This is a genomic window from Pseudoalteromonas sp. APC 3893 (assembly GCF_030408095.1).
Lineage (GTDB): Bacteria > Pseudomonadota > Gammaproteobacteria > Enterobacterales > Alteromonadaceae > Pseudoalteromonas.
On the sequence record NZ_JASDCD010000001.1, the window covers coordinates 1 to 24,415 of the forward strand.

General features: G+C 39.5%; 19 protein-coding genes and 2 pseudogenes. 14 read left to right on the forward strand and 7 right to left on the reverse strand.

Translation table 11 applies throughout. The annotated features are described in order from the left end of the window. Positions 1-599: 599 nt before the first annotated feature. The 4 genes and pseudogenes from QMA12_RS00005 (at position 600) to QMA12_RS00020 (ending at position 5,453) form a co-directional block, all read left to right on the forward strand. On the forward strand, positions 600-1,034 hold the full coding sequence (locus tag QMA12_RS00005; protein WP_290210137.1) for a hypothetical protein: 435 nt from the start codon (positions 600-602) through the stop codon (positions 1,032-1,034). Between the two features lie 2 nt (positions 1,035-1,036). Further along, positions 1,037-4,393 carry an Ig-like domain-containing protein gene (locus QMA12_RS00010; RefSeq protein ID WP_290210136.1) on the forward strand — a complete coding sequence of 1,119 codons (3,357 nt, stop codon included), beginning with the start codon at positions 1,037-1,039 and terminating at the stop codon, positions 4,391-4,393. A gap of 344 nt (positions 4,394-4,737) precedes the next feature. Then, positions 4,738-5,069, forward strand: a pseudogene (locus QMA12_RS00015) (catalase); the annotation flags it as partial. Positions 5,070-5,114: 45 nt separating this feature from the next. Next, positions 5,115-5,453, forward strand: a complete 339-nt coding sequence (locus QMA12_RS00020; RefSeq protein ID WP_254911175.1) for a hypothetical protein — start codon at positions 5,115-5,117, stop codon at positions 5,451-5,453. 41 nt (positions 5,454-5,494) lie between these two features. Here QMA12_RS00020 and QMA12_RS00025 read toward each other — a convergent pair whose 3' ends face one another. Continuing rightward, positions 5,495-6,643 carry a hypothetical protein gene (locus QMA12_RS00025; protein WP_290210135.1) on the reverse strand — a complete coding sequence of 383 codons (1,149 nt, stop codon included), beginning with the start codon at positions 6,641-6,643 and terminating at the stop codon, positions 5,495-5,497. Between the two features lie 167 nt (positions 6,644-6,810). Between QMA12_RS00025 and QMA12_RS00030 the strand changes: the two genes are divergently transcribed. Continuing rightward, a complete protein-coding gene (locus tag QMA12_RS00030; protein WP_290210134.1) occupies positions 6,811-7,056 on the forward strand; it encodes a hypothetical protein in 246 nt (81 codons plus the stop codon). Positions 7,057-7,116: 60 nt separating this feature from the next. Here QMA12_RS00030 and QMA12_RS00035 read toward each other — a convergent pair whose 3' ends face one another. Next, the gene (locus tag QMA12_RS00035) at positions 7,117-8,814 is read right to left on the reverse strand and encodes a diguanylate cyclase (RefSeq protein WP_290210133.1); all 1,698 of its coding nucleotides are present in this window, start codon (positions 8,812-8,814) and stop codon (positions 7,117-7,119) included. A gap of 160 nt (positions 8,815-8,974) precedes the next feature. Between QMA12_RS00035 and QMA12_RS00040 the strand changes: the two genes are divergently transcribed. The 3 genes from QMA12_RS00040 (at position 8,975) to QMA12_RS00050 (ending at position 10,507) form a co-directional block, all read left to right on the forward strand. Then, positions 8,975-9,310, forward strand: coding sequence for a zinc ribbon domain-containing protein YjdM (locus QMA12_RS00040; RefSeq protein ID WP_087532351.1), 336 nt, complete (start codon positions 8,975-8,977; stop codon positions 9,308-9,310). A gap of 113 nt (positions 9,311-9,423) precedes the next feature. After that, positions 9,424-9,651: a hypothetical protein gene (locus QMA12_RS00045; protein WP_290210132.1), complete on the forward strand. Its 228-nt coding sequence runs from the start codon at positions 9,424-9,426 to the stop codon at positions 9,649-9,651. A gap of 178 nt (positions 9,652-9,829) precedes the next feature. Beyond that, positions 9,830-10,507: a glutathione S-transferase N-terminal domain-containing protein gene (locus tag QMA12_RS00050; protein ID WP_290210131.1), complete on the forward strand. Its 678-nt coding sequence runs from the start codon at positions 9,830-9,832 to the stop codon at positions 10,505-10,507. 93 nt (positions 10,508-10,600) lie between these two features. Here the strand turns inward: QMA12_RS00050 and QMA12_RS00055 are convergent, their stop codons facing one another. Continuing rightward, entirely contained in the window at positions 10,601-11,326 is a 726-nt protein-coding gene (locus QMA12_RS00055) for a DUF2470 domain-containing protein (protein WP_290210130.1), read from the reverse strand. Between the two features lie 184 nt (positions 11,327-11,510). On the opposite strand from QMA12_RS00055, the gene QMA12_RS00060 reads away from it, so the two are divergent. The 3 genes and pseudogenes from QMA12_RS00060 to corA all read left to right on the forward strand — a co-directional run bounded on the left by QMA12_RS00060 (position 11,511) and on the right by corA (position 16,733). Beyond that, positions 11,511-12,482, forward strand: a complete 972-nt coding sequence (locus QMA12_RS00060; RefSeq protein ID WP_290210129.1) for an efflux RND transporter periplasmic adaptor subunit — start codon at positions 11,511-11,513, stop codon at positions 12,480-12,482. Beyond that, positions 12,482-15,591 (forward strand): annotated as a pseudogene (locus QMA12_RS00065) (efflux RND transporter permease subunit). The gene QMA12_RS00060 and the pseudogene QMA12_RS00065 overlap by 1 nt, the downstream one beginning before the upstream one ends. A gap of 185 nt (positions 15,592-15,776) precedes the next feature. After that, on the forward strand, positions 15,777-16,733 hold the full coding sequence (gene corA, locus QMA12_RS00070; RefSeq protein WP_087532345.1) for a magnesium/cobalt transporter CorA: 957 nt from the start codon (positions 15,777-15,779) through the stop codon (positions 16,731-16,733). A gap of 107 nt (positions 16,734-16,840) precedes the next feature. On the opposite strand, the gene dps is transcribed toward corA, so the two are convergent. After that, the gene (dps, locus tag QMA12_RS00075) at positions 16,841-17,353 is read right to left on the reverse strand and encodes a DNA starvation/stationary phase protection protein Dps (RefSeq protein WP_087532344.1); all 513 of its coding nucleotides are present in this window, start codon (positions 17,351-17,353) and stop codon (positions 16,841-16,843) included. A gap of 294 nt (positions 17,354-17,647) precedes the next feature. On the opposite strand from dps, the gene QMA12_RS00080 reads away from it, so the two are divergent. Beyond that, a complete protein-coding gene (locus QMA12_RS00080; protein WP_290210128.1) occupies positions 17,648-19,015 on the forward strand; it encodes an alkaline phosphatase PhoX in 1,368 nt (455 codons plus the stop codon). Between the two features lie 44 nt (positions 19,016-19,059). Here the strand turns inward: QMA12_RS00080 and QMA12_RS00085 are convergent, their stop codons facing one another. Both QMA12_RS00085 and QMA12_RS00090 read right to left on the reverse strand, forming a co-directional pair. Continuing rightward, on the reverse strand, positions 19,060-19,632 hold the full coding sequence (locus QMA12_RS00085) for a PepSY-associated TM helix domain-containing protein (RefSeq protein ID WP_290210127.1): 573 nt from the start codon (positions 19,630-19,632) through the stop codon (positions 19,060-19,062). Next, the gene (locus tag QMA12_RS00090; protein ID WP_290210126.1) at positions 19,625-20,086 is read right to left on the reverse strand and encodes a DUF4920 domain-containing protein; all 462 of its coding nucleotides are present in this window, start codon (positions 20,084-20,086) and stop codon (positions 19,625-19,627) included. The genes QMA12_RS00085 and QMA12_RS00090 overlap by 8 nt, the downstream gene beginning before the upstream one ends. A 170-nt stretch (positions 20,087-20,256) precedes the next feature. Between QMA12_RS00090 and QMA12_RS00095 the strand changes: the two genes are divergently transcribed. After that, positions 20,257-22,485, forward strand: coding sequence for a TonB-dependent receptor (locus QMA12_RS00095; RefSeq protein ID WP_290210125.1), 2,229 nt, complete (start codon positions 20,257-20,259; stop codon positions 22,483-22,485). 105 nt (positions 22,486-22,590) lie between these two features. Continuing rightward, positions 22,591-23,565, forward strand: coding sequence for a GNAT family N-acetyltransferase (locus QMA12_RS00100; RefSeq protein ID WP_087532339.1), 975 nt, complete (start codon positions 22,591-22,593; stop codon positions 23,563-23,565). Between the two features lie 4 nt (positions 23,566-23,569). Here the strand turns inward: QMA12_RS00100 and QMA12_RS00105 are convergent, their stop codons facing one another. Then, positions 23,570-24,349, reverse strand: a complete 780-nt coding sequence (locus tag QMA12_RS00105) for a DUF2189 domain-containing protein (protein ID WP_087532338.1) — start codon at positions 24,347-24,349, stop codon at positions 23,570-23,572. Positions 24,350-24,415: the final 66 nt, after the last annotated feature.

Sequence of the window (24,415 nt, forward strand, 5' to 3'; positions counted from 1 at the left end):
TTTTGGTTGATATCAGAACGTGTTTCTTCAATAACAGTAAGGTGGTCTAAGATGCTCAAAATTAAATGCTATAAGTGAATTTTCTCTATTAGATCATATTTTTATTTAAAGTGCGATCCCGCCCTGGGCAATAGTCCCGATGCGGCTGAGCCAATCGTAATTGCGACTAATAGTTTGATTGAGCAGCTATAAAGCATATTTTAATTAATGATACCCAAAATACTCTTTAATAGTTGTTACTTCTTAAAGGGACTGCCATTGTTGCAAAGTAACGCCTTGATATTAAGTTCCTGTGAAATTCGGCATCTTAAGGTGGTTTGGGTATATAGATAATGGATTATTAATACTTTGTTGTTGTATATATTACCTATGTTAATAGATGTATTTTAATTTAGGTTTTTTTTTGCTAGAGTGCATGTTGTGGATTATTAAGTTTATCAAGGATGATGATGAAATACATACTAATTTTTTGCTTCTTGCAATTAATGATGAGTATCAAGGTTATTGCGAATACGACCTACATTCTTCATTCACCTTTGAATATTCAGCGTTCCTTTACTACTCAAATAGTTAATATACTCTCAGATAATAAGTTCGAAATGATTGAATTTGATTCAAGCTCAATCCTATTGTCACATTATTTTTTTGAGCATAGTGGTACGAGTATGCAATGTACTCAAGAGCCATCAATTGAGTTAAGTGCTAAATTTGGAAATGCTTATAAATATTGGCTTAGTGGAAGCACTTTTTCGTCGTGCGCAATATCAGCTACTAATTTCTTTCAGGGTAAACACGATAATATAAAAGCCAATACTGCTGACCTGAATGTGATAGTTTTGCCAAAGCCTCAGAGTGTAAAGCCTGACTTATATATACCTACGAACACAAAAATAACACCAATATTTAAATTAATATCTTTAGTTAAATTCAATCATTCTCATCCAAAAATATCAAAAATGCTTATACGTAATCAAAGTATTGTTGTTGAGCAAAATGAGAATACCTACCAATTATTATTAATAAAAAGGAATTAATAGTGCAAAAAAGTAAACTAACGAAAAGTGCGTTTTGTGTAGGCGTTGCCTTAGCATCAACCTCGGGTTTTGCAGCTAATAGCTGGTTGTCACGCGTTAATACGGTTGACGATCATCAACAAAATAAAGTAGTTATGGCGCAAAGAGTTCAGTCTATATCGGCTGTGAGTACTGACTCATCGAAAGCGGTTTTTGATATCACTGTGTCGTTACATAACAATCCTCAAGGGTCAGAAAAAGTTGTTTATGAGGAAATATTTGCTCACTTTGCTGATGCTGTTTGTGAGCAAACAAATGGGGAGCATAAGCTTGGTAAAGTAAGTGTATTTAGAGAGAACAAGCACCGTTCGAAGTCAGATATTATTTGGGGCGAAAGAGAGTGGCCACGAGCTAATGCTTCTGGTTTTGGTGCCAATGGTATGCATATTTGGTTTGGTGATGTTTTTCCTAATGGCTCAGGCCCAGGGAAAGATCATGATATGTTACAAGACCCTCAAGGAGCAGGGTATACTTTAGCTCATGAATGGGGCCATTACGCATATGGTTTATTTGATGAATACCAAGGGAGTGCGGATTCAGGCGAACCTAGTACGCCAATTAATACAGATACAGCTACAACCTCTATAATGAGTAATCAGTGGCAAGCTATAACAGCTGGTATGCAATGGTTAAATCACTCTACTGCAGACACTATTGGTAATATTGACCGCACAGCGCAAGGGCGTGTTTATGGAAAAAGTGCTTGGGATGTTTTATTGCAAGATGCAAAAGATGACCCTAAATTAGGCCGTAAAACAGCACAGCCAAACAGAACACGCTTTCTTACTTTGGCAGATAATGCGCCTGATGTAACAACGCCGCTAAAAATTGAATTGCCAGCGGAACAAGCTTCTTGCCAAAACCAGCTTGACGTAGTTTGGGTTGAAGGTGATATAGATATGCAAGTTGTGATAGATCGTTCTTATAGTATGTATGGTCAAGCAATAAATAATGCAAAGCAAGCAGCTAAAATTCTTGTTGATGCGACAGCAGAAGGCAGCACATCTATGGGACTTGTTACTTTCTCAAGCGACCATAATGTTCAGCAAGATTACCCCATTACAAAGATTGAAAGCCCAGACTTATCTGTTAAAACAGAGCTTAAGGCAGCAATAGATGCTATCCGTGAAAATGGGTCTACGGCTTTGTATGATGGTTCACAGTTAGCACTAGAAAATTTAACAAGTTTCCAGCTAAGTGAAAACAGTGGTGCGCCTGGCGTTGTATTTATTTTGGCCGACGGCGATGATAATGATTCAAGCTATACACAGCAGCAGGTTATCAATAATTATCAAAACGAAAATATTCCTATCTTTAGCTTTGGTTATGGTAATGCATCACCCACAGGCCCATTGTTAACACTTGCTAATGAAACGGGCGGGAAATACTTTTCTTCACCTACTTCACTTGCTGAGATTGTAGATGCGTTTTTACAAGCCAATGCAGTTGCAACAGATAATCAAAATTTAGCATCATCAACTTTTATTATTGATAGTCTACAAAGTGCTACACAAGCTATTGCTGTTGATTCTGGCTTGGATAATATAAATGTGTTCATCAATCATAACGCTAATCTTGATGGTGTGCAGTTAACGCTTTTAGACAGTAATGGCAATAAAGTAAGTGATGTGGCTTTTGATTGTTTTGACGCTGCTGGAACGCTGTCTTGCAGCACGAATATTACGAGTCAACAAATATCGTCACACGGCATGGGAGAGTGGCAGTTACAGGTAGCTAATATAAATGATACCAATAACTTAACAGCCACTGTCAATGTGAGTGCTGAACCAAGTTTATCAGGTAGCTACACGGTGAGTGTTGAAGGCGCTCAAGGGAATGCGGTTACCTATCCAGCTCCTATGATTTTAACTACAGCTATCACTAAAGATAAATTGATTACTGGTGCTAACGTTGAGGCAACAATTACAGACCCGAATCAGACTTCAACTAATTTAGAGATGCTTGATAACGGTCTCGAAGGAGATGCCATTGCAGGTGATGGTATTTACTCTGTTATAGCACCCTATAATGAAAATGGCATTTATCAAATTGAGGTGAATGTAAATAATGAAGGGGGCAATGCGATCTATACTACAACAGGTTTATTAACAGCAACACTTGATGGGTCTGTGCCTGAGATGGAAGCCTTACCTAGTATAGATGAAAACTTTGTTCGCATTAGTAAAACTTCAATAGTCGTCAATGATGTTCCTTCTTCTGATGGTAACGATAGTTACGATTCTAGCGATGAGCTGGTTTCAAACAATACTGATTTAGATGGCATGATAGATGGCGAAAACGATTTAGATTTTTATGAAATTAATGATATAGACACGACTAAAGAGTTAGTTGTGCGTGTTGCTGATTTGAGTTTAGGAATGGCACCAAATCTTAGTTTGTATAAATCAGATGGTACAACTGCGATTAAAGAAAATATTACTTTGCAGAGTAATCCATCTAAAACTGATTATGTATACTACAAGCTAGATACAGCGGATTTAGAATCAAAAATTTATGCTGCAGTAAAACACGAGGATGCAACTGCTACTATGGGTGGCTATCAAATTAGTGCCGGTGAGCCTCTTAATACGGATACACCCCCTAATAATGCGCCTGAAGTGAATGTTGATAATGTATCTATTTGGTCTGGGGAAATAGCCGTTATTAAGCCTCTAGATAACGACTCTGATGCCGATGGTGATACTTTAGTTATCGATAGTATACAAACTGAAGGGACTATTGGGTTAGTTACTTTGGCAGGAAATGAAGTTACTTATGATGCATCTTCTGCATTCTCAGAGGAAGCACCAGGAACTGTTTTAACAGATTCTTTTACATATGTCGTAACTGATAATAATGGTGCCTTTGTTGAAGGGCTAGTCACGGTGACTGTAAAAATTAATACACCACCTTCAGCTGAGCCAGACACAGTATCAACCTCAAAATCATCAAGCATAGTAGTAAACCCTTTAACAAACGATAGTGATGACGATGGAGATGCGTTGTCTATCGTTTCGTTTAACGCTGATGGCATTAAAGGAACAGTAACTAGCAACGAAGATGGTACTTTAACTTATGACCCTGCAGGTAAGTTTAATGATTTATATTCAGGAGAATCGGCTACTGAGTCGTTCAGTTATAATGTGTCTGATGGAAATGAGCAGGTGACTACTACTGTGACAGTCACTATTACAGGTGAAGGTTCAGAGCCAGAAGAAGACTCTGGCGTGGTGGACAAACCTAAAAGTGATAGTGGTAGTCTATTTTGGCTTACATTACTGTTAGCACCGCTTTCGTTACTAAGACGCGGTAAAAAATAGTCTAATCTAAAGGTTTTTCGGCTTCTAAAAGGTCTTCGTAAGATATTTATGCGAAGGCCTTTTTTATTGGCTCAGACTTCACCTGTTAATAAAGTGCTAAAATCCTTCATAAATTAGTTGGTCATTGCTTATTTTCTTATTGTTTCTTATAAAAATCGCTACGAGAATAGATTACATTGGCTGTGTAATCTTTCTATATTTTATTATTGGCTCAGCACCAGACGATTATTATTGCATGATTTTAAATAAATTTTTTCAATGGTCTTTTTTTGCTTACCTCTGCATGCTAATTAAAAGCACTGTTTCAAATCGCTATTTGAAAAATCTATTTAGGAAGGAAAATCATGGCAGAGTCATTTAAGTATTCAAACAACCAAGGGCATGGCGGTGAGTTGTACCAGAGTGCTGATACAAATCAGCCGACAATGACCACTGCGCAGGGCTGTCCTGTCAGTGATAATCAAAATTCATTAAAAGCGGGGCACCGTGGGCCTGGGCTAATGGAAGATCATGTATTGCATGAAAAGTTATTTCATTTTGATCATGAGCGTATTCCGGAACGGGTTGCTCATGCTAGAGGTTATGGTGCTCATGGTTATTTTGAAGCTTACGACGCGCTAGATGATTTAACTTCTGCTGATATTTTTCAACGAAAAGGTGAAAAACGCCGGTTTTTGCTGATTTAACAACAAGTCTTGCTAGTGAAGGTGCGAATTATGAAGTGATAGTACCTCAAGTTGGCGGCGCTAAAAATAGTGATGGAGACCATATTACAGCAGATCAGGTGATTAATGGCGGACCGTCAGTACTTTATGATGCAGTGATGTTATTAACCACTGCAGAAGGAGCAAAGCAATTAGCTGAAATACCCAAAGCGAAAGATTTTATCTCTGACGCACATGCCCATATGAAGTACATAGGTTTCACTGACGAAGCAACGGCGTTAATTGAAGCTGCCGGTCTAAAAGAACAAAGTGATGATGGTTGGTTGAACTTAGCTAAAATTCCATCAGCTGAATTCATTACCACTCTTGGTAATCTAAGATATTGGAAAAGGTAGTTTTATGCATTGAAAGGCCAGTTGTACTGGCCTTTACTTTATTATAATGCCTCTAAGCTGCGCTCTAACATAGCTTGGATTTGTTTAACTATTTTTGCTTCTGTTTCTGGCTCAAATTGCGCGATGCGTGGAGTGTGAATATGTCCTGTTGGGATATCTGAATTAAGCTCATCACGCAGACGAATACTGCGATAAGAGATTTCGTTAGACAAATAACCACCGCCACCGCCTTTAACCGCAATTGCACCCTCTAGTTCAGCGAGTGATTTTGGCTCAAATGCTTTCTCTAATGTGATCACTTTATGGTTATCATTTATTTTAAATGACCCTTTGGCCTGCTGCATATATTTTACTGGTAAGCTAAATTCAACGAATTCATTACCTGGTAGGGGGCGGTCATTTAAGCGCGATATTTTAGGGTCTGTGGCCGTCCCACCATATACAATATTGGCGTTATCTGGCGCTGTAACACTTCGGCGCTTACCCGGAAAACGTTCGAGATCAAACTCTTTGCTACCCATACTTACAGTGACAATCATATCTACATTGTTCAGCGCGTAATAAGGGGCAAGTAGTGCTTCAATAATACCTTGATCAAAATCTTCATAGCGCACTGGCACCATCACAGTATTTATTTCAGCGGTAATACCTTTATAGGTGATCACTTGTCCATCAAGTAAAAGCGCAGCAACACCGGATGGGTTACTTTGATTAATATTTCTATCAAGTAAGAATGGGTCAAAGCCAGTAAGTAAGATTTTTTTGTCGGTGTTTTTTGTATAAGCAAGATCAGTTCTGCCACGGCTGCCATTTTCTAACATAGTTAAAAGAGCCGTTAGCTCAGCATCTGTGATAGCAAAATCAGGTTTATGGGAGCGAATAACTTTACTTGATAGCAAGCGAGCCCAGTATAGCTGGCGGTCATCAAAGCTATTAGTTTTGATTATGCGTTGTTTAGCATTGTGCCAAAGTTGGTGTGAGTAATCATGTATTAAGTCTGATGCTTGTTTATAGTTTTCTACGCTTTTCCAACTTTTTTCAAATTGTTCTACATCAGCAGAAAAAGCCGTTAACACCTTTGGTATCGCTGTCATTGCTTTTTCAATACGCAACTCTTCAACAGTTAGCGAGTTACCCATTGCAGTAAAGGAGGATAAAAATAAGCTTGAACTTAAAAGTAGTTTAATCATGTGTGTCCTAAAAACTTCGGCTGTTAAATCTGAATGTACTAACTATCCTATGCTTAAACAAGGAGTGCAAATTAAAGCGATAGCTTTGTCGGCTATTTTAAAGCCCCTAGAGGCAAATCCAGCAAAATGGTATTCTACACACATTAAATTGTAATAGAGTAAACAGCATGATTAACGACAACGATGTAATTGATACCCTTGAAGAACTAGAAGCCTTTTTACTTTTGGTCGAAGGTGGTGGCTTAGGGCTACAAAATGTCGGGGGTTTAGCATTAGCAACCAATAATAGTAATGGGCGACCGTTTGTGGCATTGCTTGATGATAACCATAAATTGTTGCTAGGACGCTGGGTTACGCAAGAGGTGTTTGAAAATGGTAAAGAATTGGTTCGCAATGGTATTAAAAAGCATTAATTACTAACTTTGAATTAAATATTAAAAGAGCAATGTGACCTTTAAAAGGGAGCTGCTCTTTTATGATAACGTTGCTACACAGTTTCGTCCTTTGTTTTTTGCGTTATAAAGCGCCTGATCTGCTAATGCGATTGCTTCTGAAATATTATCATCTTCACTAGAAAGTGGATGAACCCCAAGGCTTACAGTAAAACGAATTTCTTCATTTTTTTGAGTTTTGATAATCGTTTTATCTGCTTCACTACGAATACGTTGAGCAATATTTTTTGCTGCCTCTACATTACAGTTAACAAGCAGTAAAAACTCTTCGCCACCGTACCTACAAGCAATATCATTTGGTCTTTGTTGCTTGGTAATAATTTTTGCAAATTCAATTATGACTTGGTCACCAATGTGATGCCCATAGGTATCATTTATGGCTTTGAAATAATCTAAATCAGCAATTATTACAGACAATTCAGCGTTGGCAATCTGGCTCTTGGTGATTAACTGTGCGCTGGCTTTTTCAAAGTAACGCCTGTTGTACAGCTTCGTAAGAGGGTCGGTATCGGCGAGCTTTTTTAATTCTACTTGTGCAGACTTTATGCTTTCTAATGTTTTTATTCGGTAAGATAAAATAAACGCCATCATGAGTGCTTCAAGCAAAATACCTATTCCGACACCATGGCTATTTATCTGATTTGATTCAGTTAAACCTTTGTAATAAAGAACGGCCAGCATATTGAAAATAATAAACATCGAGTGACCTAAAAAGAAGTATTTTGCCAAAGGATCGCGTTTTCTCCACAAAGATATTGATACTCCTAGGGTGACTGTCATCATTAATGCAGCTAAAGTACTAGCTGGTTTTAGCGCACTGACTAAGTCAAATAAGCTGTAAATAAACTCTGCAGCTAATATCGTTAAGATTATTGATAAAGCGATATGTTCTTTTGGGTGACGTTTTTTGGTTTCGAAGATGAGCATCATAAAGATGATTAAAAAGCTGGGCATACTATACAAGGTAGAGTTGAATTGAAGTATTTCAGCACTAAAGATACCAAAAAAGTTTGCAGCTAAGCCATAAGAAAGTGCCACCCAAATTGTGCCTGAAATTAGATAGAGGGCGTAGACTATATTTTCAACTTTTCTAGCTGATAAATATAAGAAAAAGTTATAAATCATCAATGCGAGCATCATCCCCACAAGTAAAGCTGTGTAGTTACTGCTACTGACTAAGGCTCGCTTAGAATGTTCTTCATCGTATAATTCTAATGAGAACCATTGATGAGAAAAGGTGACACTTTTAGAGTAAATCGTTTTCTTTTCACCAGCTGCGAGTATGAATGAGAAGATAGCACTGCCACCAAATATATCCGCTTTATGGCCTGACTTATCAAGTTCAATATTGGTTTGGTTTAGTAGTTTACCTTGTTTTGTTTCATAAAAGTCAACGCGTTGCAGGTGATATGCATCTGAATTGTGTAAAAATAAACGCAATGCTTGTGCGGAGTCATTCGTAATTATGATTTTTGACCAAGCTGTTTTAGCATTTGGTCCTAAAGTAATTTCGTTTTTACTAGGAATAAATGGTTGTTTTTGAACTTGCTCAAAAGTCATTTCTTGGCTTGTATCAATGAAATAACTCATTTGAAACTGAGTTAAGTTAACTGGTGGGGCTTTTATATTTACGCTTGGATGATCAGAAGGCTGCGCTTGCAGATTTATCGTTAGTGATAATAAAAAAAATATAAGTACAGATGAAACTCGATTTTTCATGCATAAAATCCCTATTACCATTAATTGTATTTTCAACTTAAATGACTTATTTGTCGAGTAACAATCACTCATCTAATAAATTATTTTACCTTTTAGGCAATTAGACAAAGTAATAACTAACAATTACCATAACTGCATCTTTGTTAACTTAAGCTACAGTATGTCTTTACCTATATGCCCCAAATGCCAATCTGAATTTGTATATCAAGATTTGAATCTTTTAATTTGCCCTGAATGCTCGCATGAATGGGACCCTTCTGCTGATATTGATGAAGACACTGTTGTAGTGAAAGATGCAAATGGCACTCTTTTGGCTGAAGGCGATAAAGTGACCGTGATTAAAGATTTAAAAATTAAAGGCAGCTCACAAGTCATAAAAATTGGCACCAAAGCGGTAGTTCGCTGGATTAAAGATAGTAAAGATCACCAGCTTGATTGTAAGGTTGATGGTGTAGGTGAAATGATGGTAACAGCCAAGTTTGTAAAAAAAGCCTAAGAATCAGGTATCTTTAACAATTATTAATGCCTGTTAGTCTCATTTTGGTGTATCCCAATACAGTCATCGCGGTAATATTAGGTTTTGATTTTTATGTCTTATTAGGGAAGAAAATGAAGTTTTTAGCTGTAATTTTATTTGTAGTATTCATCGGTGGTTGTGCAAATTCGCAAACGAGTGCTGAAACTAATGATGGGTTGATTTGCAAGATGGAAAAGCCAACCGGTAGTAATATTGCTAAACGTGTTTGCCGTACGCCAGAGCAAATGGCTGCTATTGAAAAGCAAAGTAAAAAAGCGGTGCATAATATTCAACGAAATAGCACCAACACTAATAACTAATCGTCATAGTTATAATTTAGTCAGGCCTTTTCTGCGCCTGACTTCTAATAGCAATACCTAGCTTAGCGTAGCTGTTTTTAATTGAATTTATTCTATAAACAATACATACTCAAAATCTTAATTTGAACGACTGCTCAAGTTGTGCTTTAATCAATACTCAACTATTGAGGAGCTCAGCATGATCAAATTTTATTTTCATCACACACCTAATCCAATGAAGGTTGCCCTTTTTCTTGAAGAAACGGGTTTAGACTATGAGTTAGTGCCACTTGATACACTAAAAGGTGAGCAACACACCCCTGAATTTAAAGCGATTAATCCAAATGCAAAGGCACCCGCAATTGTTGATGGACAAACCCGTGTATTTGATTCAAATGCAATTTTAATGTACTTGTCTGAACAACATAATAAGCTTGCAGGTAAGCCAGAAGATCGCGGTGAAATGCTATCTTGGTTAATGTTTATCGCATCAGGGCTTGGTCCGTATTCAGGGCAGTCGGTGCACTTTAGACATGCAGCTCCTGAAAAACTAGATTACGCAATCAATCGTTATCTACGTGAAGCGCAGCGCCATTATGAAGTGTTAGATACACATCTTGAAGGGCGTGAGTTTATAGTTGGTGATGAATTTACTATTGCAGATGTGTCTGCTTGGGGTTGGATAGATAAAGCAACAGTCGTTTTAGGTGAAGAGGGCTTAGCACCGTATCCACATTTAGCGCGTTGGTTTGCAAGTATTGATAGTCGCCCAGCCGTTGCACGCGCTCGTAAAGTGGGCACTGATATTGACTTTAAAAAAGAATTTGATGAGCAAGCACGTCGCGCGTTTTTCCCATCAAATTACCCTAAAGCTTAGTTTTAGTAGCTTTAAAAGTCAGGTAGTTTTACCTGACTTCTCTTAAGTTTGGCGTTATTTAGTTCAGGCTAAAGTTATTCACCAAGCCAGATCTTAACTAGCATTCTGACGAGCATCTTGCGTCATTTTTACTAATGCCTTTCGCACTGCCATCGGGCTGTCGCATGGCTCACCAAATGCAATGTAATAATTATTTTTTAAGCTTTGTAGGTAAAAGCCTTGCGGCAATAAACCGCTCATAATTGGTGATGCGTCATCAAGGTTGTAGTGCTGTTTTAAAATCAGGCTCATGGCATCTTGGTGATCAGCATTCATGTGCTCAATCATGCCGAGTTCTTGTTCATCGTCCCACTGCTTAGCTGACTGCTGCCACTCTTCTTGCTCTAACCAAAATATTTTGCCAAACCCACCAATGTAGCGCACCCGTATTGCATCTAATTGCCAGAGGTTAAAGTCATGGGCATTGCGATAACTTTGTGCTTCTGGGAATAGGGCTACGTACTTATTTATTAAACTCTCGGCGTGTTCTTGGTTTACTAAGCTGCCATCACCAACAATAGTGACTCGGCCATGCTCGTTTTGATCGCCTTGTTTAGCGGCATCAAACACCGTTAGGCTCATGCGTTTGTCATGGGTTAGGTTTTTAGTATGCTGCGCTATGTCGCTAATAAAAAAGTAAATACGGCCTTGCTCATCACACATATAAGGGGTAACAGAGCCAAACGGGTAACCTCTTAAATTATGCGAAAGGGTAGACATTACTGCGCTACTTTTTTGAAACACTAATTTTTTTGCTTCATTAAGGGCTTGTTGGCGCATACACACTCCAGTTGTTTAAAGTCATAAATTTAGTTTATTTTGCCTGCTATTTTGCTGTTAAAATTACTGTTTTGCAAATGATTCTTGTTTACGGGCGGGGTTTGTTTATATTAGCTGGATTATTATCATGCACTCGAGTCCGTTGTTACTTGCTGGCTTTTATTAGGTAGGAAAGGGAGTTATTTTGAATATTTATGCATATTGTTGGTGTGTTGGCTTATTGTTTTTTTGTGCAATAGGTTACACGGCAGAGCCCGTTAATGTAGTAACTAAACAAGTTAAACAGCAGCAATTGTCGCCTACAGTGACACTGACTGGATCGTTAAAAGCGCAGCGCCATGCACAGCTTTCGGTGCTTGCTGATGGGGTGATCACCGAAATATATGCCGAAACTGGGCAGTACCTTGAGCAAGGTAAACCATTACTTGCATTAGATTCAGCGCTAATAAAAGCCCAATTACAAGCAAATGAAGCGGCTGTTGTTCGTGCGCAAGTGACAGTTGATGATGCCAAGCGGCGTTTTACAGAAGCACAAGCAAATCAAACTTACCAGCAACAACTGCTAAAATACCATCAACTAGTTGCACCTTTTAACGGTGTTGTGGCGAAGCGTTTGGTCGATGTTGGTGAATGGGTTACTCGCGGGCAAAGCGCCTTTGAATTGGTCAGTAATGACAAGCTATGGCTTGATTTGTATATGCCGCAAGAGCATTTTTCAGCAGTAGATAGTGAAACGGCGATAGATGTTTATTTAGCGTCACGTCCTAATGAGGCATTTACCGCATCAGTCATCGCCAAAGTTCCTGTGGTTGATACCAGCCATCGTAGCTTTTTACTGCGCTTAGTGCTAAATAACTCGGATGAGTTACAAGTGGGTTTATCAGCCAGTGCCGAAGTAACATTAAAATCAACGGCTAAAGCAAGTGTCATCATAGAGCGAGATGCTTTACTACGTCACCCAGACGGTGGTTTCAGTGTGTTTACTGTGCTTGAAGGGGTTGCCGCAAGGCAAAGTGTAAAAGTAGGCTCACGGATGAATGGTTACGTTGAGATAGTACAAGGCTTAACAGCCGATCAGTGGGTAGTTACGCAAGGTAATGAGTTACTGCAAGACAGTCAAGCAGTTAATGCTGTATCGCAAACGGGGGCTCAATAATGCTCCAAGGCGCGGTAAAACATGCAACGCTGGTGGCTGTTGCGGTGCTTATTTCATGTATTTTAGGGCTTGTCGCAGCGTTTAAGATTCCTGTGCAGATGATCCCCGATTTAGATGTGCGGACAATCACAGTGGTAACCCAGTGGCCAGGGGCGACCCCACAAGATGTTGAAAAAGAAATTCTCATAGAGCAAGAGCGTTATTTACGCTCACTTCCCAACTTAAAGCGCATGTCGAGCTATGCTAATACCGGCGAGGCAGAGGTCGAGCTTGAATTTCCATTTGGCGTTGATGTAAATGAAGCGCTGATCAATGTGAGTAACGCACTGGCTCAAGTCCCCAATTACCCTGAAAACGTAGATCAACCGGTACTTTACAGTAGCTCGTTTTCATCTAACGCATTTATGTTCTTTTCGTTAAAACCGCTAGCAGGCAACCCGCTGAACATCGATATCGATATGCTACGGGATTTTGCACAAGACAATGTACGCCCTGAAATGGAACGTGTTGCGGGTGTATCCCAAGTGAGTGTTCGTGGTGGGGCCTTGTATCGAATACAGATATTAATTGATCAGCAAAAGCTTGCCAGTCGCAATATTAGTTTAGTTGCTGTCAGAGACGCTATTCGCAGTCGTAATAAAGATGCCTCAGCAGGCGATATAGACAGCGGAAAACGCCGCTATTTATTACGGATGGTAGGGCGCTTTCAGTCGGCAGAAGAACTTAAGAGCTTGTTATTGCACAAGATCAACAGCGCACAGTACGCCTTAAAGACGTGGCGAAAGTACAGTTAGATCATTATGAATTACGTGATGTGTCATATAACGATGGCGAGCGAAATTTAATGCTGTCGGTGCGCCGCGAAAGTGGTTCAAACGTGATGAATATTAAAGATGAAATGACCATGGTGGTTGCGCGTATTAACCGTGATTTATTAGCGCAAAACGGCCTGCAATTAACTTTGCTGAGCGATGATGTACGTTACGTAAAAGGCTCGGTAAAAAATGTTTGGACCAATTTAGGCATTAGCGCATTACTGGCAACCTTAGTGATGTTTTGGTTTTTAAAAAGCCCACGCTCTACTTTAATAGGGGTGATGGGGGTACCAATTTGTACCATTGCCGCATTTTTAGGTTTATTGATATTTGACCGCACCATCAATGTGATTTCATTAGCTGGGGTGGCGTTTGCCATCGGTATGACGGTGGATAATACCATTGTGGTCCTTGAAAATATTGAACAAGCCAAACAACGAGGTTTGTCAAAACTTGATGCTGCTATTACCGGAGTACAAGAAGTATGGCCTGCGGTACTGGCATCCACTATGACCACAGTACTGGTGTTTGCCCCTATTTTGTTTATTGTACAAGAAGCAGGGCAATTATACTCTGATGTTGCTATTGCTATCTCTGGGGCGATTATTGCCTCTATGTTGGTGGCCTTATTAGTGGTGCCCGCGGCATCGGCACGATTTGCTTGTTCTACAAAAAAAGAGGCTACAAAAAAAGACGCGGCGATGACACAAACCATGCGTCTGCCTAAGTTTATCCCGTCATTTTTAGCGTCTAAAACTCAGCGCACTGTATGCGTGTTAACGGCTGTAGTTGGTTTGCTAGGTGGTGCTTGGTTATTTATGCCAGAAGCAGAATACCTACCTGAGGGGGAAGAGCCCAAAGCGTTTTCAATGATGATTGCGCCGCCAGGGTATAATTTAAGTCACATGCAAAAAATTAGTGATGAATTATTAATTTATTTTGATCAGCACTTAAATGCGCCAAGCAGTGACTTTGCACAGGGGAAAACAGATTTACCCTCGTTAAAATACTATTCATTATCGGTTGGTGTCGGCAATATTTGGTTTTTGAGTGAGCCTAACGATGCTGAACACATTGATGCAATGATGGCCGCTATAACTGCCAAATTTAAAAGTTACCCGGGCATGCGGGCTTTTTCATCACGAGGCTCTATTATTTCCAGTAATGACGGCGGTACGCGTGCAGTTGCCTTAGATATTAGCGGCACCGAGCAAGTGGATTTATATCGTGCTGCCGATGCCGTATATCGACTCGCCAGTGAGGTGTTTGACAATCCACAAGTCGACTCAGAGCCATCGTCTTTAACCCTTGATCAACCTTTGATTGAAATTGAGCCGCGCTGGCAACGTCTTGCTGAAGTGGGCATGACTGCAGATGAGCTGGGGTATACCGTCGCAGCTTTAAGTGATGGTGCTTATGTTGATGAGCTAATTTTAGATGACGATAAAGTTGATGTGTTTATATTCTCAGAGGCCGGGAATAAACAAAGTTTAGAGGGGCTTGAGCAAGCGCCGGTGGTGACTTCTCAAGGGTTATTACCGTTAAATGCACTGGCTAACTTAAATGAAAAAGCCGACAGCGACAGTTTACGCCGGGTAGATGGTCGCCGCACAGTAACTGTGTATATTATTCCGCCGCGCGACGTAGCACTTGAGCGGGCGCAGCAATTAGTGCGTGAGCAATTACTACCACAGCTACAGCTACAAGGTGATTTACTCCCAGGGGTGAACATCAGTATTGGCGGTGCGGCGGATCAGCTAGAAAAAACACGCGACGCACTCAGTGACAACTTTATTGTCGCTCTAGCGTTATGCTATTTATTGTTAGTCGCTATTTTTAAACATTGGGGCCAGCCACTATTTATTATGGCTACCGTGCCGTTAGGGATGGCTGGTGGATTATTAGGGCTAAATGTAATTAACACACTAGGCTCAGTGTTTGGTGGATTTCATCAGCCATTTGATATGATCACTGTGCTGGGCTTTTTGATTTTGTTAGGTACTGTGGTGAATAACCCTATTTTAATTGTTGATCAAAGTCGGCGCAATTTGGCCGCGGGCATTGAGGCTTATCAAGCGGTGATAAGTGCACTAGAAACACGGTTAAAACCGATTGTTATGTCAACTATGACCACATTATGTGGTTTAGCGCCGTTAGTATTTATTCCGGGTGAAGGCTCAGAGTTGTACCGTGGTGTGGGGATCATCGTTCTATGCGGTATTGCTGTATCAACTATTGTGAGTCTCACCGTGCTACCGGCGATGTTATTAATGGTGTATAAGCAAAAGAGTTAACTATATTAAGAAGCTGGATACTTCCTCAGCTTTTTAAGCTCTGTTTGTGAATAGAAAGGTCAGGCTTTACAAACCCTGACCTTTTTTGATCGCTTTAAAGTCAGATAAACAATAAATGCATTGTCATTGTTGATTAATGATCTGTTACATATACTTAGACTGTCTTGTTTTTATTGGAGAAGTTTATGCTGAGATTTTTTTCTATCGAACAGGGAGTGATTAATGAGTTAGAGCCTTCCTCTGATACTCCTATAGAAACATTAATTAGAAGTGCACATTGGATTGATACTATCAAACCCACAGAGGATGAGCGTAATATTTTAGCAAAAACACTGGATATAACGTTCCCTGAGTCTGGAGATGTTCAAGAGATTGAGGCTTCATCGCGATGCTTTATTGACAATGAAGGCTTGCATGTACATGCATTATTTATGTCGCCAAATGAAGGGCGGTTTAATACCGTCACAGTGGCTTGTTTACTTAAAGATAATTGTTTATTGACTATTCGCGATGATGAGCTCGCTGACTTTCGATTATTACGTTTAAGAGCCCGTAGAGGCCAGGTGATGTGTGATACGGCAAAACAATTACTGGTAACATTATTTGATCAAAAAGTCGAAAACCATGCAGACATGTTGGAAGATATGCATCATCAGTTAGAGAAACTCAGTGCTTATGTTCTTGAAGAAGATGGCTCTGATTTAGAGGAAGCCATCAGTCGTATCGCACGATTAGAAGATGCCAATGGTAAAGTGCGTTTATGCTTAATGGATACTCGACGCAATATTTCATTCTTGATACGTCAGTTAGGTGTACAAGGTGAGGATCGCGAATCATTAAGAGAGATTGTACTTGATATAGATACTCTAATGTCACACTGTACCTTTTTATTTGATAAAGTTAATTTTCTTATGGATTCCACTCAAGGCTTTATTAATATTGAACAAAACCAAATAATTAAAACTTTCTCGATTGCCTCCGTGGTGTTTTTACCGCCAACTGTGGTGGCCAGTGTTTACGGTATGAATTTTAATCGCATGCCTGAACTTGAGTGGGCCTGGGGGTATCCGTTTGCTATTGGGGTGATGCTGCTCTCTGGTTTTGCACCTTATTTATTTTTTAAACACAAGGGGTGGTTGTAGTATTTAGCTTATGTGACTTTTGTTTGTGATTACTCCCTCACTTAAAATGGTACTAAAAGCCCAAACAACTAAGTCATTTGGGCTTTTACTGATGTGGTTACGATTTATTAACTTTGTAATTCACCAGTTGATGACTCAATGTGAGCACGTACAAACCACTGAAATTGTTCTAGATCAGCAAGTTGCGCGATGAGCATGTCTTCTGAGACAGGGTCAAGCTCTGATAGTTTTTCAAGGGCTTTACGGTGATCCCCATTTACACCATTGTATACTTTATCAAGAGCAACAAGGTGATCTTTCACTAACCCTTTACCAATCGAATAATCTTCCCAAGAGCGGCGATCAACAATCGACTTCGGTGTTCCTACAGGAACACCACCTAATGTGGCAATACGCTCGGCGATAGTGTCAGTCATTTCTTGTACTGCGGCCACTTGCGGGTCGAGCATCTCGTGTACGCCGATAAAGTTAGGGCCAACTACATTCCAGTGGATGTGCTTTAAGGTAAGTTGTAAATCAATTAACGCTACCATGCGGTTGTCGAGTTGGGCAATTGTCTGCTCAGCAGATTCACTATTCATGCCTGGGGCGGTAAATTCAGCGACTTTACTATTACTCATACTTCCTCCTAAATTAAAAACTGAGTGCTTAGGGCTATAACCCTAAGCGAACATACTTTTATAGAGCAATGGCTATGCCGTAATTTCATTGTTTAAATATCGTTTTAAATCAGGGGTTTATTTTTTTTGGTGGTTGCTAGCTGGTTTTTAGTATGAAAAAGCTGCATGGCTTTGTAAATAATTCACGCCCTTGATTATGACATTTCTATGAATTTGTATGTTGGCCCCATTTTTGTTGCTGTTTTTAATTTATGATGTTGGCAAATTTTATCAGTAATAATAAATCGAGCAGACATGATTAACAGAAGGCAGTTTTTATTTAGTGCAGGCACACTTGCGTTTATAGGGCTATCTCGTAGTGCGTTTGGTAAAGTCCCCGTTACTGATTTAGGCAGTAATTTACCTGCATATGGGCCGTTAATTGCAGATAGAAATAAGTTGTTAGATTTACCAGCTGGGTTTAGTTACAAGGTGATCTCTGAGCTTGGTGAGAAAATGGATGACGGTCAATTTGTACCCAATAACGCTGATGGTATGGGATGTTTTACGCTAGATGATGATAGGGTTGCCTTGGTTAGAAATCATGAGCTAAAACCGACTGATTTAGCTAAAGCAGATGTTGCAGCGCAAACGCATAAAACATCGCTCGCTTATGATACAAATGATCAAGGCATTGCTTTACCGGGTGGCACAAGCCATATTATTTATAATCTTAAAACGGCTAAAAAAGAGCAAGAATACTTATCTTTAATCGGCACTATTCGCAACTGCTCTGGTGGTATTACGCCATGGGGCACTTGGCTTACCTGTGAAGAAACAACGTTAACTAAAGCCGATGGTTTTGGCCAAGATCACGGTTATATTTTTGAAATCTCAGCAAAAGCTAAAGGCTTAGTGAAACCTGAGCCGTTGAAAGCGATGGGGCGTTTTAACCATGAAGCTGCCGCGATAGATCCTAAAACAGGTATTGTTTACCTGACTGAAGATAAAGGCGACAGCTTATTTTATCGCTTCATTCCTAATGAGTACGGTAGATTACACAAAGGCGGCCAATTGCAGGCAATGGTGATTAAAAACGCACCACAATTTGATACCCGAAATTGGACTGGTGCTAATATGACATTACACCAGAACATGGATGTTGAGTGGATTGATTTAGATAATCCCGAAAGTCCGAAAGATGATTTACGTTTACGTGGATACCAGCAAGGAGCGGCATTATTTGCCCGCGGTGAGGGCATTCATTGGGGCGATAATGAACTGTATTTTTGTTGTACCAATGGCGGCAAAAAACAACTGGGTCAAGTCATGAAGTATGTGCCATCACAGTTTGAGGGCACGAGTAAAGAGCAAACAGCCCCGGGGCAAATTCAACTTTTTGTAGAAAGCACCGATGGTTCACTTTATAACTTTGGCGACAACTTAACAGTGGCACCAAATGGCCATTTAATTGTGTGTGAAGATCAATACACCGATGTGGTCGATAATCATTTACGTGGTGTTACACCCAAAGGTGAAGTGTATAACTTTGCAAAATTACAAGCGCAAACAGAATTAGCAGGAGCGTGTTTTTCGCCGGATGGTAACACTTTGTTTGTCAATGTATTTACGCCAACAAAAACACTCGCAATTACCGGCCCATGGGATAGCTTTAAACTTTAATGGTTGTAAAGTGAAGGTTATACCTTCACTTTATTTTGCTGCTTTTACATAAAGATATAAACTGCGGGTAGGGCAATACCACTGATCACCCACAGTGATTTTATCCCCCAAGGGCTGTGTTTACCTTTAATCATAAACAGACCACTCAAAGCCAAAAAAATCAGTAAAGCCGCAAAGGCATCTGAAAATATAACCCAAGATGCCTTTGTCTCGTTCAAGTGCAGACGGTTGAATGCTTGAAATACATGACGAGGAGCTATTTTTTCATAAATTAATTGTTGATCTTTTAGGTTTAATAACAGGTTATTGCCATTTTTAAAAAACAGCTTAAATTGCGTTGGTGATGCCCAGTAAGAGGTTTTAACTTTTTCATCAATTTTGCTTATTGCAAGTACTTGATTAGCAAGTTCTGTATCGTTATCAAGTGACCAGTTTTGCGCGGATATAGATGTTATAACTTGCTCAACACGGTAATTAGGATTCCAGTCATCTTTGTGATTAACCGCAATCCCCGATATCGCAAAAATGATCACTAAACCCATACAAAAATAGCCGATATCACGATGCAAACTTCGGTTTAATTTATACCAGTTTATTTTTCTGCTTGTTTTACTCAAGGATTTCTACACCTGTCGGTACCAATTGGTAAATTGCCATAGGCTTTGTTACTGAGTTTTCATCAAACTCATTACCCGCTTGCTGAGCTCTATGTGCTAACAGCGCTTTGGTACGGCTTAAGTTGAGCTGGATTTTATTTAGCTTTCCTGTTGCCATCGCTTTACTCCCTTTAGCAGTCATAGGGAATACCATATCACCGTCATTAACCTTGATTTGCAAGTTTTCAAAACGCTTATCAGAGGCTATTGTCATCCAACAACCTCGTTTAGCACATACACCAACAACAGTACCTTCTATTGTAACTTGTTGATCTAAGAAGGTATCTGGCGCGGCCATTATAGTCGAAATTTTTAGCAGATTATTATTATCAACCGGTTCGCCAAATTGTGCCGCTTTGGCAGTTGATAGCCCTATTGTTGCAATAATTAAAACTAAGAGTTTGCAAAAGTTCATTATAGATCCTTTTATATTCAGTAAAATTTAGCCAATTAAATCGAAGCTTACAGATTAATAATTCTCTTTCAATATATCAATAAGTAATTAGTTATTGCAATTTCATATGTTAAACCCTAAAATCGCCACGTAAAACTAAATAATAATTATTTTTATTAAGGAGTGATAATATGAAGTATACGTATGCTTTTCTATGTGTTGGAGCGGCTCTTTCTAATTTTTCTTCAGTTGCAGCAACGTCAGGCTTGGACGAAAAAGCGCAAGAAATCGAAAAAATTGAGGTGTTAGGTCATAAGCTAACCGCGCTTAATCAAGATGTCGCGAGTTCTGTATCGGTACTTTCTACAGAACAAATAGATAGGCAGCAAGCAGCAGATTTAAACCAAATACTTAAGACCCTCCCAGGGGTTGAGCTATCAGGCAGTGTTACACCTTTATCAGGTCAGCCTGCTATTCGTGGTTTATATGGCGAACGTATTTATATCTCAGTTGATGATGTAAAACGTAAAATTGATTCTGATGGCAGCCAAAATATAGCGCAAATTAACTCATTAGGTATCAACCCCGATCAATTAAAACAAATTCAAGTGCTACGAGGTGCTGATTCATTAACGGTAGGCTCTGGTGCTATTGGGGGCAGTATTCGCTTAGTGACCAAGGATGCGAGTGATTATTTAGGAGATGAACAAGGTTTTGGCACTCGATTCTCAGTGACACATCAATCTGTTTCAGACTCGAATGACTTTAATGCTGATTTATTCTATTTAAATGATGTGAGCGATACTGTGTTTTCACTCGGGCAAGTTGAATATGATGATATTGATGTTGTTGCTAAGGAAGGCGCGACTGAAGACGAACAAATTCAGCAAGTTAGCAAAATACAAAATAAATCAAAACGACAAAATGCGACTCTAAAAAATACCTGGTATTTTAACCCGCATCATAGTCTTAAAACTAAGCTGGATTACAGTAAAACGGAATCAGTTGATCAACCCTATGGTCAGCGACTTGATTTAGCCATTGCATACCCCACATTGGCTGAAGATTACAAAAATGATTATCTCGAAGGCATGCTTAAATACACCTATCAAGGAGAAAGCGATTACGTTGATTTAGATGTACAAGCTTTCTACTCGAAAAAAACGTACGATAAGATCAGCAAAGGCTATATTGAACAAGGCACAAATAAAATTAATTATGATAGCAATAGTGAAGGAGAAAGTTCGCGCAAGGGGGTTCGGTTTGCAAACTTATCGACTTTTGACGGTGTTATTAAGCATAAGCTTGCTGTAGAACTGCAATATGATGTTGAAAGCTTCAACCAAGTAAAATGGGAAGATCAGCAACAATCAACATACTACGGCAATAGCGATGCTCAAAACTGGTCATTATCTTTGATTGATCAAAGTGAGTTTTTTGATGAGCGATTGCTAATTACCGCAGGTTTAAGGTTTGATGCGTATGAACGTGAAAGTGACCACTTTAAACTGTTTGATAGCAATGATGAGAATGAGTTATCGAGCGAACTTGGCCTTACATTTAAAGTAACTGACTACCTTAATTTATATTTAAAAAGTGCTGAAGCGTTTCGCGCCCCCTCGCTGCAAGAGCTTTATAAGCAAGATGAGTGGCGCTGTCATATTGGTGGCAAGATTTGTTACAGCGAACCACAGCCAGATCTTAAAGCAGAAGACTCTGATAACCTTGAAATGGGCTTTGGTTTAAGTTGGCAAAACCTGCCTTATGCAGATAGCTTGAGCTTCAAAGCGATTTACTTTGATAACGAAATCAATAATTACATTGATAACGTACCATTTATGTATTATCTCGATGCTGACGGCGAAAAACAACTTGGTTCACCTGGGCCACAGCCTGCCAATGGTATACCTGTTGCAACTCACCGAGATTATAGTGCTAAGAATATTGGTAAATTATTAAGCCATGGTATTGAGATAGAAGCACAATATACCTTCCAAGCAATCGATATGTATGTAGGTTATTCCACGATTAATATGGATGTTGAAGGCATGCCTAACTTCTTCTTAGGAACTATTGATTACACGCAACAACCTTATGCTGAAGCCCCTGCAGACAAAATCACATGGAATACTAACTACCAATTTACAGAGCAGTTTAATGTAGGCTTACAAATGCTGCATTATCGTGAGCAAAAACGTTTAAGCGATACCTACTTAGAATACGGTTACGGCACAGATACATACACGGTTTATAACCTGAATGCTAAGTATCAAGCTACCGGCAGTTTAGAGGGTCTTATCGTGAGGTTAGGGGTAGATAACTTAACGGATAAACGTTACTTAAGAGCGCCAGCGACTGAAGCGAACGACCCAGCAGAGCTTGGCCGCAATTATAAAGTATCACTAAGTTATCAATTCTGATCTCTTCGGTTATGCTCGCAAACTAGGCCCAAATTATGGGTCTAGTTTGATAAAAACTTGCCACGTCCCCATATAAGGTTTAAATGAAACTTGTAAAGGGAAATTATGCGCCATTATCCACTCTATAAAATCGACGACGTGCGTTTACACCGCCTAGGAGCGGGGGTTATTAAAACGTATAACCTCACAGATATAACGAATCTAGATATTGAAAAAGCAATCAATAAAGAGTGTCAGGATTTACTCGCATTAAATGACGATTGCACGAGTGATGACTTTATTGAATTACGTCAGCGACGTAATATCAGTGACAACGTGCCAGATGACGACTTATTTGCCCAAGTAATTGAAGATAATGATGGTAACTTATTCATAGCCAGTGTTTGTCGTAATGATGATGACGAAACCATGTTTGAAATCTTTAGTGAACACTCATTAACTGCATCGGTTTTAAAAGAACTTGCCAGTTACATTCGTAAGGTATTTTGCTGGTGCACACCTGTGCACATTTGTGTTTGGCCAGCACCTGATTCACCACAAGCACAGCAATTATTGTTATTGCCAGGTGCTCGCGCTGTTGACTCCTTATTAGGTAGCCAAACGCCATTGCTTGATGTGAGTGATGCTTTAAAAGCAGATATCTCTTTACAGCCCTTTGAGCTTGAGAAAGATAGGCCTTGGTATGAGCAGGAATACAACCAGTTTCTAACTGAAAACCCAGCAATGGCAAACATAGTGCCAATCAGCGATAAAGAAGAGCTGAGTGAGTCCATTGAAGCGGGCTTATGCAGTATGGCATTTTATCAAGGCCAGCCTTTGGGAATGGTTATGGGGGAGGCAAGTGAAGAATTGGGTTTTGATGGCTTATTGGTGAGTGATATTTTTATTGCTAAACAATTTAGAGGCCAAGGTTTAGCCTCACCGATGCAGCGTCTGTACTATGAACTGCATTGTGAGGACTTTAATTTTTTCTTTGGGTATATTGACGCAACTAATAAGCCTTCATATAAAAATGCACTCAAACAAGGGCGTAAGTTACTGCGCCAAGAGCTTTACCTCCCTGCGCAACAATTTTTATAAAAGACTATTCATATCCACGTAATTTTTTGGTTTTGATTACTTCAATATAACCGTGCCAACTGGCGTAACTAAGTAGCGGCATAATGACAATAAAGCCCGTTGCGCCAGTGATAAAACCAATAGCAACTAATATAAAAATACAGCCAGACCACACAACCATGGCGCTAAAATTAGTTTTTACTGCATTCATAGAAGACATAACTGCGGTCATTATATCGACACGTCTTTCCATCATAATTTGCGGTGTAAACGCTGAAATCGCAAATACAGTGACGAGCAATATTCCACCAATAATGGTGCCTAAGGTTAAAAATGCTGAGAGTTCTTCAAACGTTGGATTTGCGTGGCTTGGGTATAATGCGTGTACTAAAGCGGCAAGACGCATCCAAATAATCATAATAACCATTAATAAAATTGCAAAGCCCCATTCGCCTGCTGGGTTTCTGAACATTGATTTAAGTGAATGTAAGAATGTAGGAGAGTGACCTTTTTCAAGCTCCCAAGCAATATCGTATAAACCTACAGCAAATGCAGGACCGATCAAAGCAAATGCGACTGTTGCAGGAAGTATTACAAGGTAAGTGCCGGCATAAACGCCGCTGTAAACAATGGCCAGCGGGATTAATGTAAAAATTAATCCATAAATTAGGCTTAGTATGGGTGCTCGCATCATGTCTTGAAAAGCAAGAGCTAACCAATGAAAAGCTGCAAAAGTGCTTACTTTATTGCACTCTAAACAACGTGCAAACTCAGTGTGTTTATTAAGTGTGTTCGATGACGGCATAAGAGTCTTCCTGTATTAGGCTACTCTTTAGGTTTAGAACACATCACCATTATTTACAAATTTCAA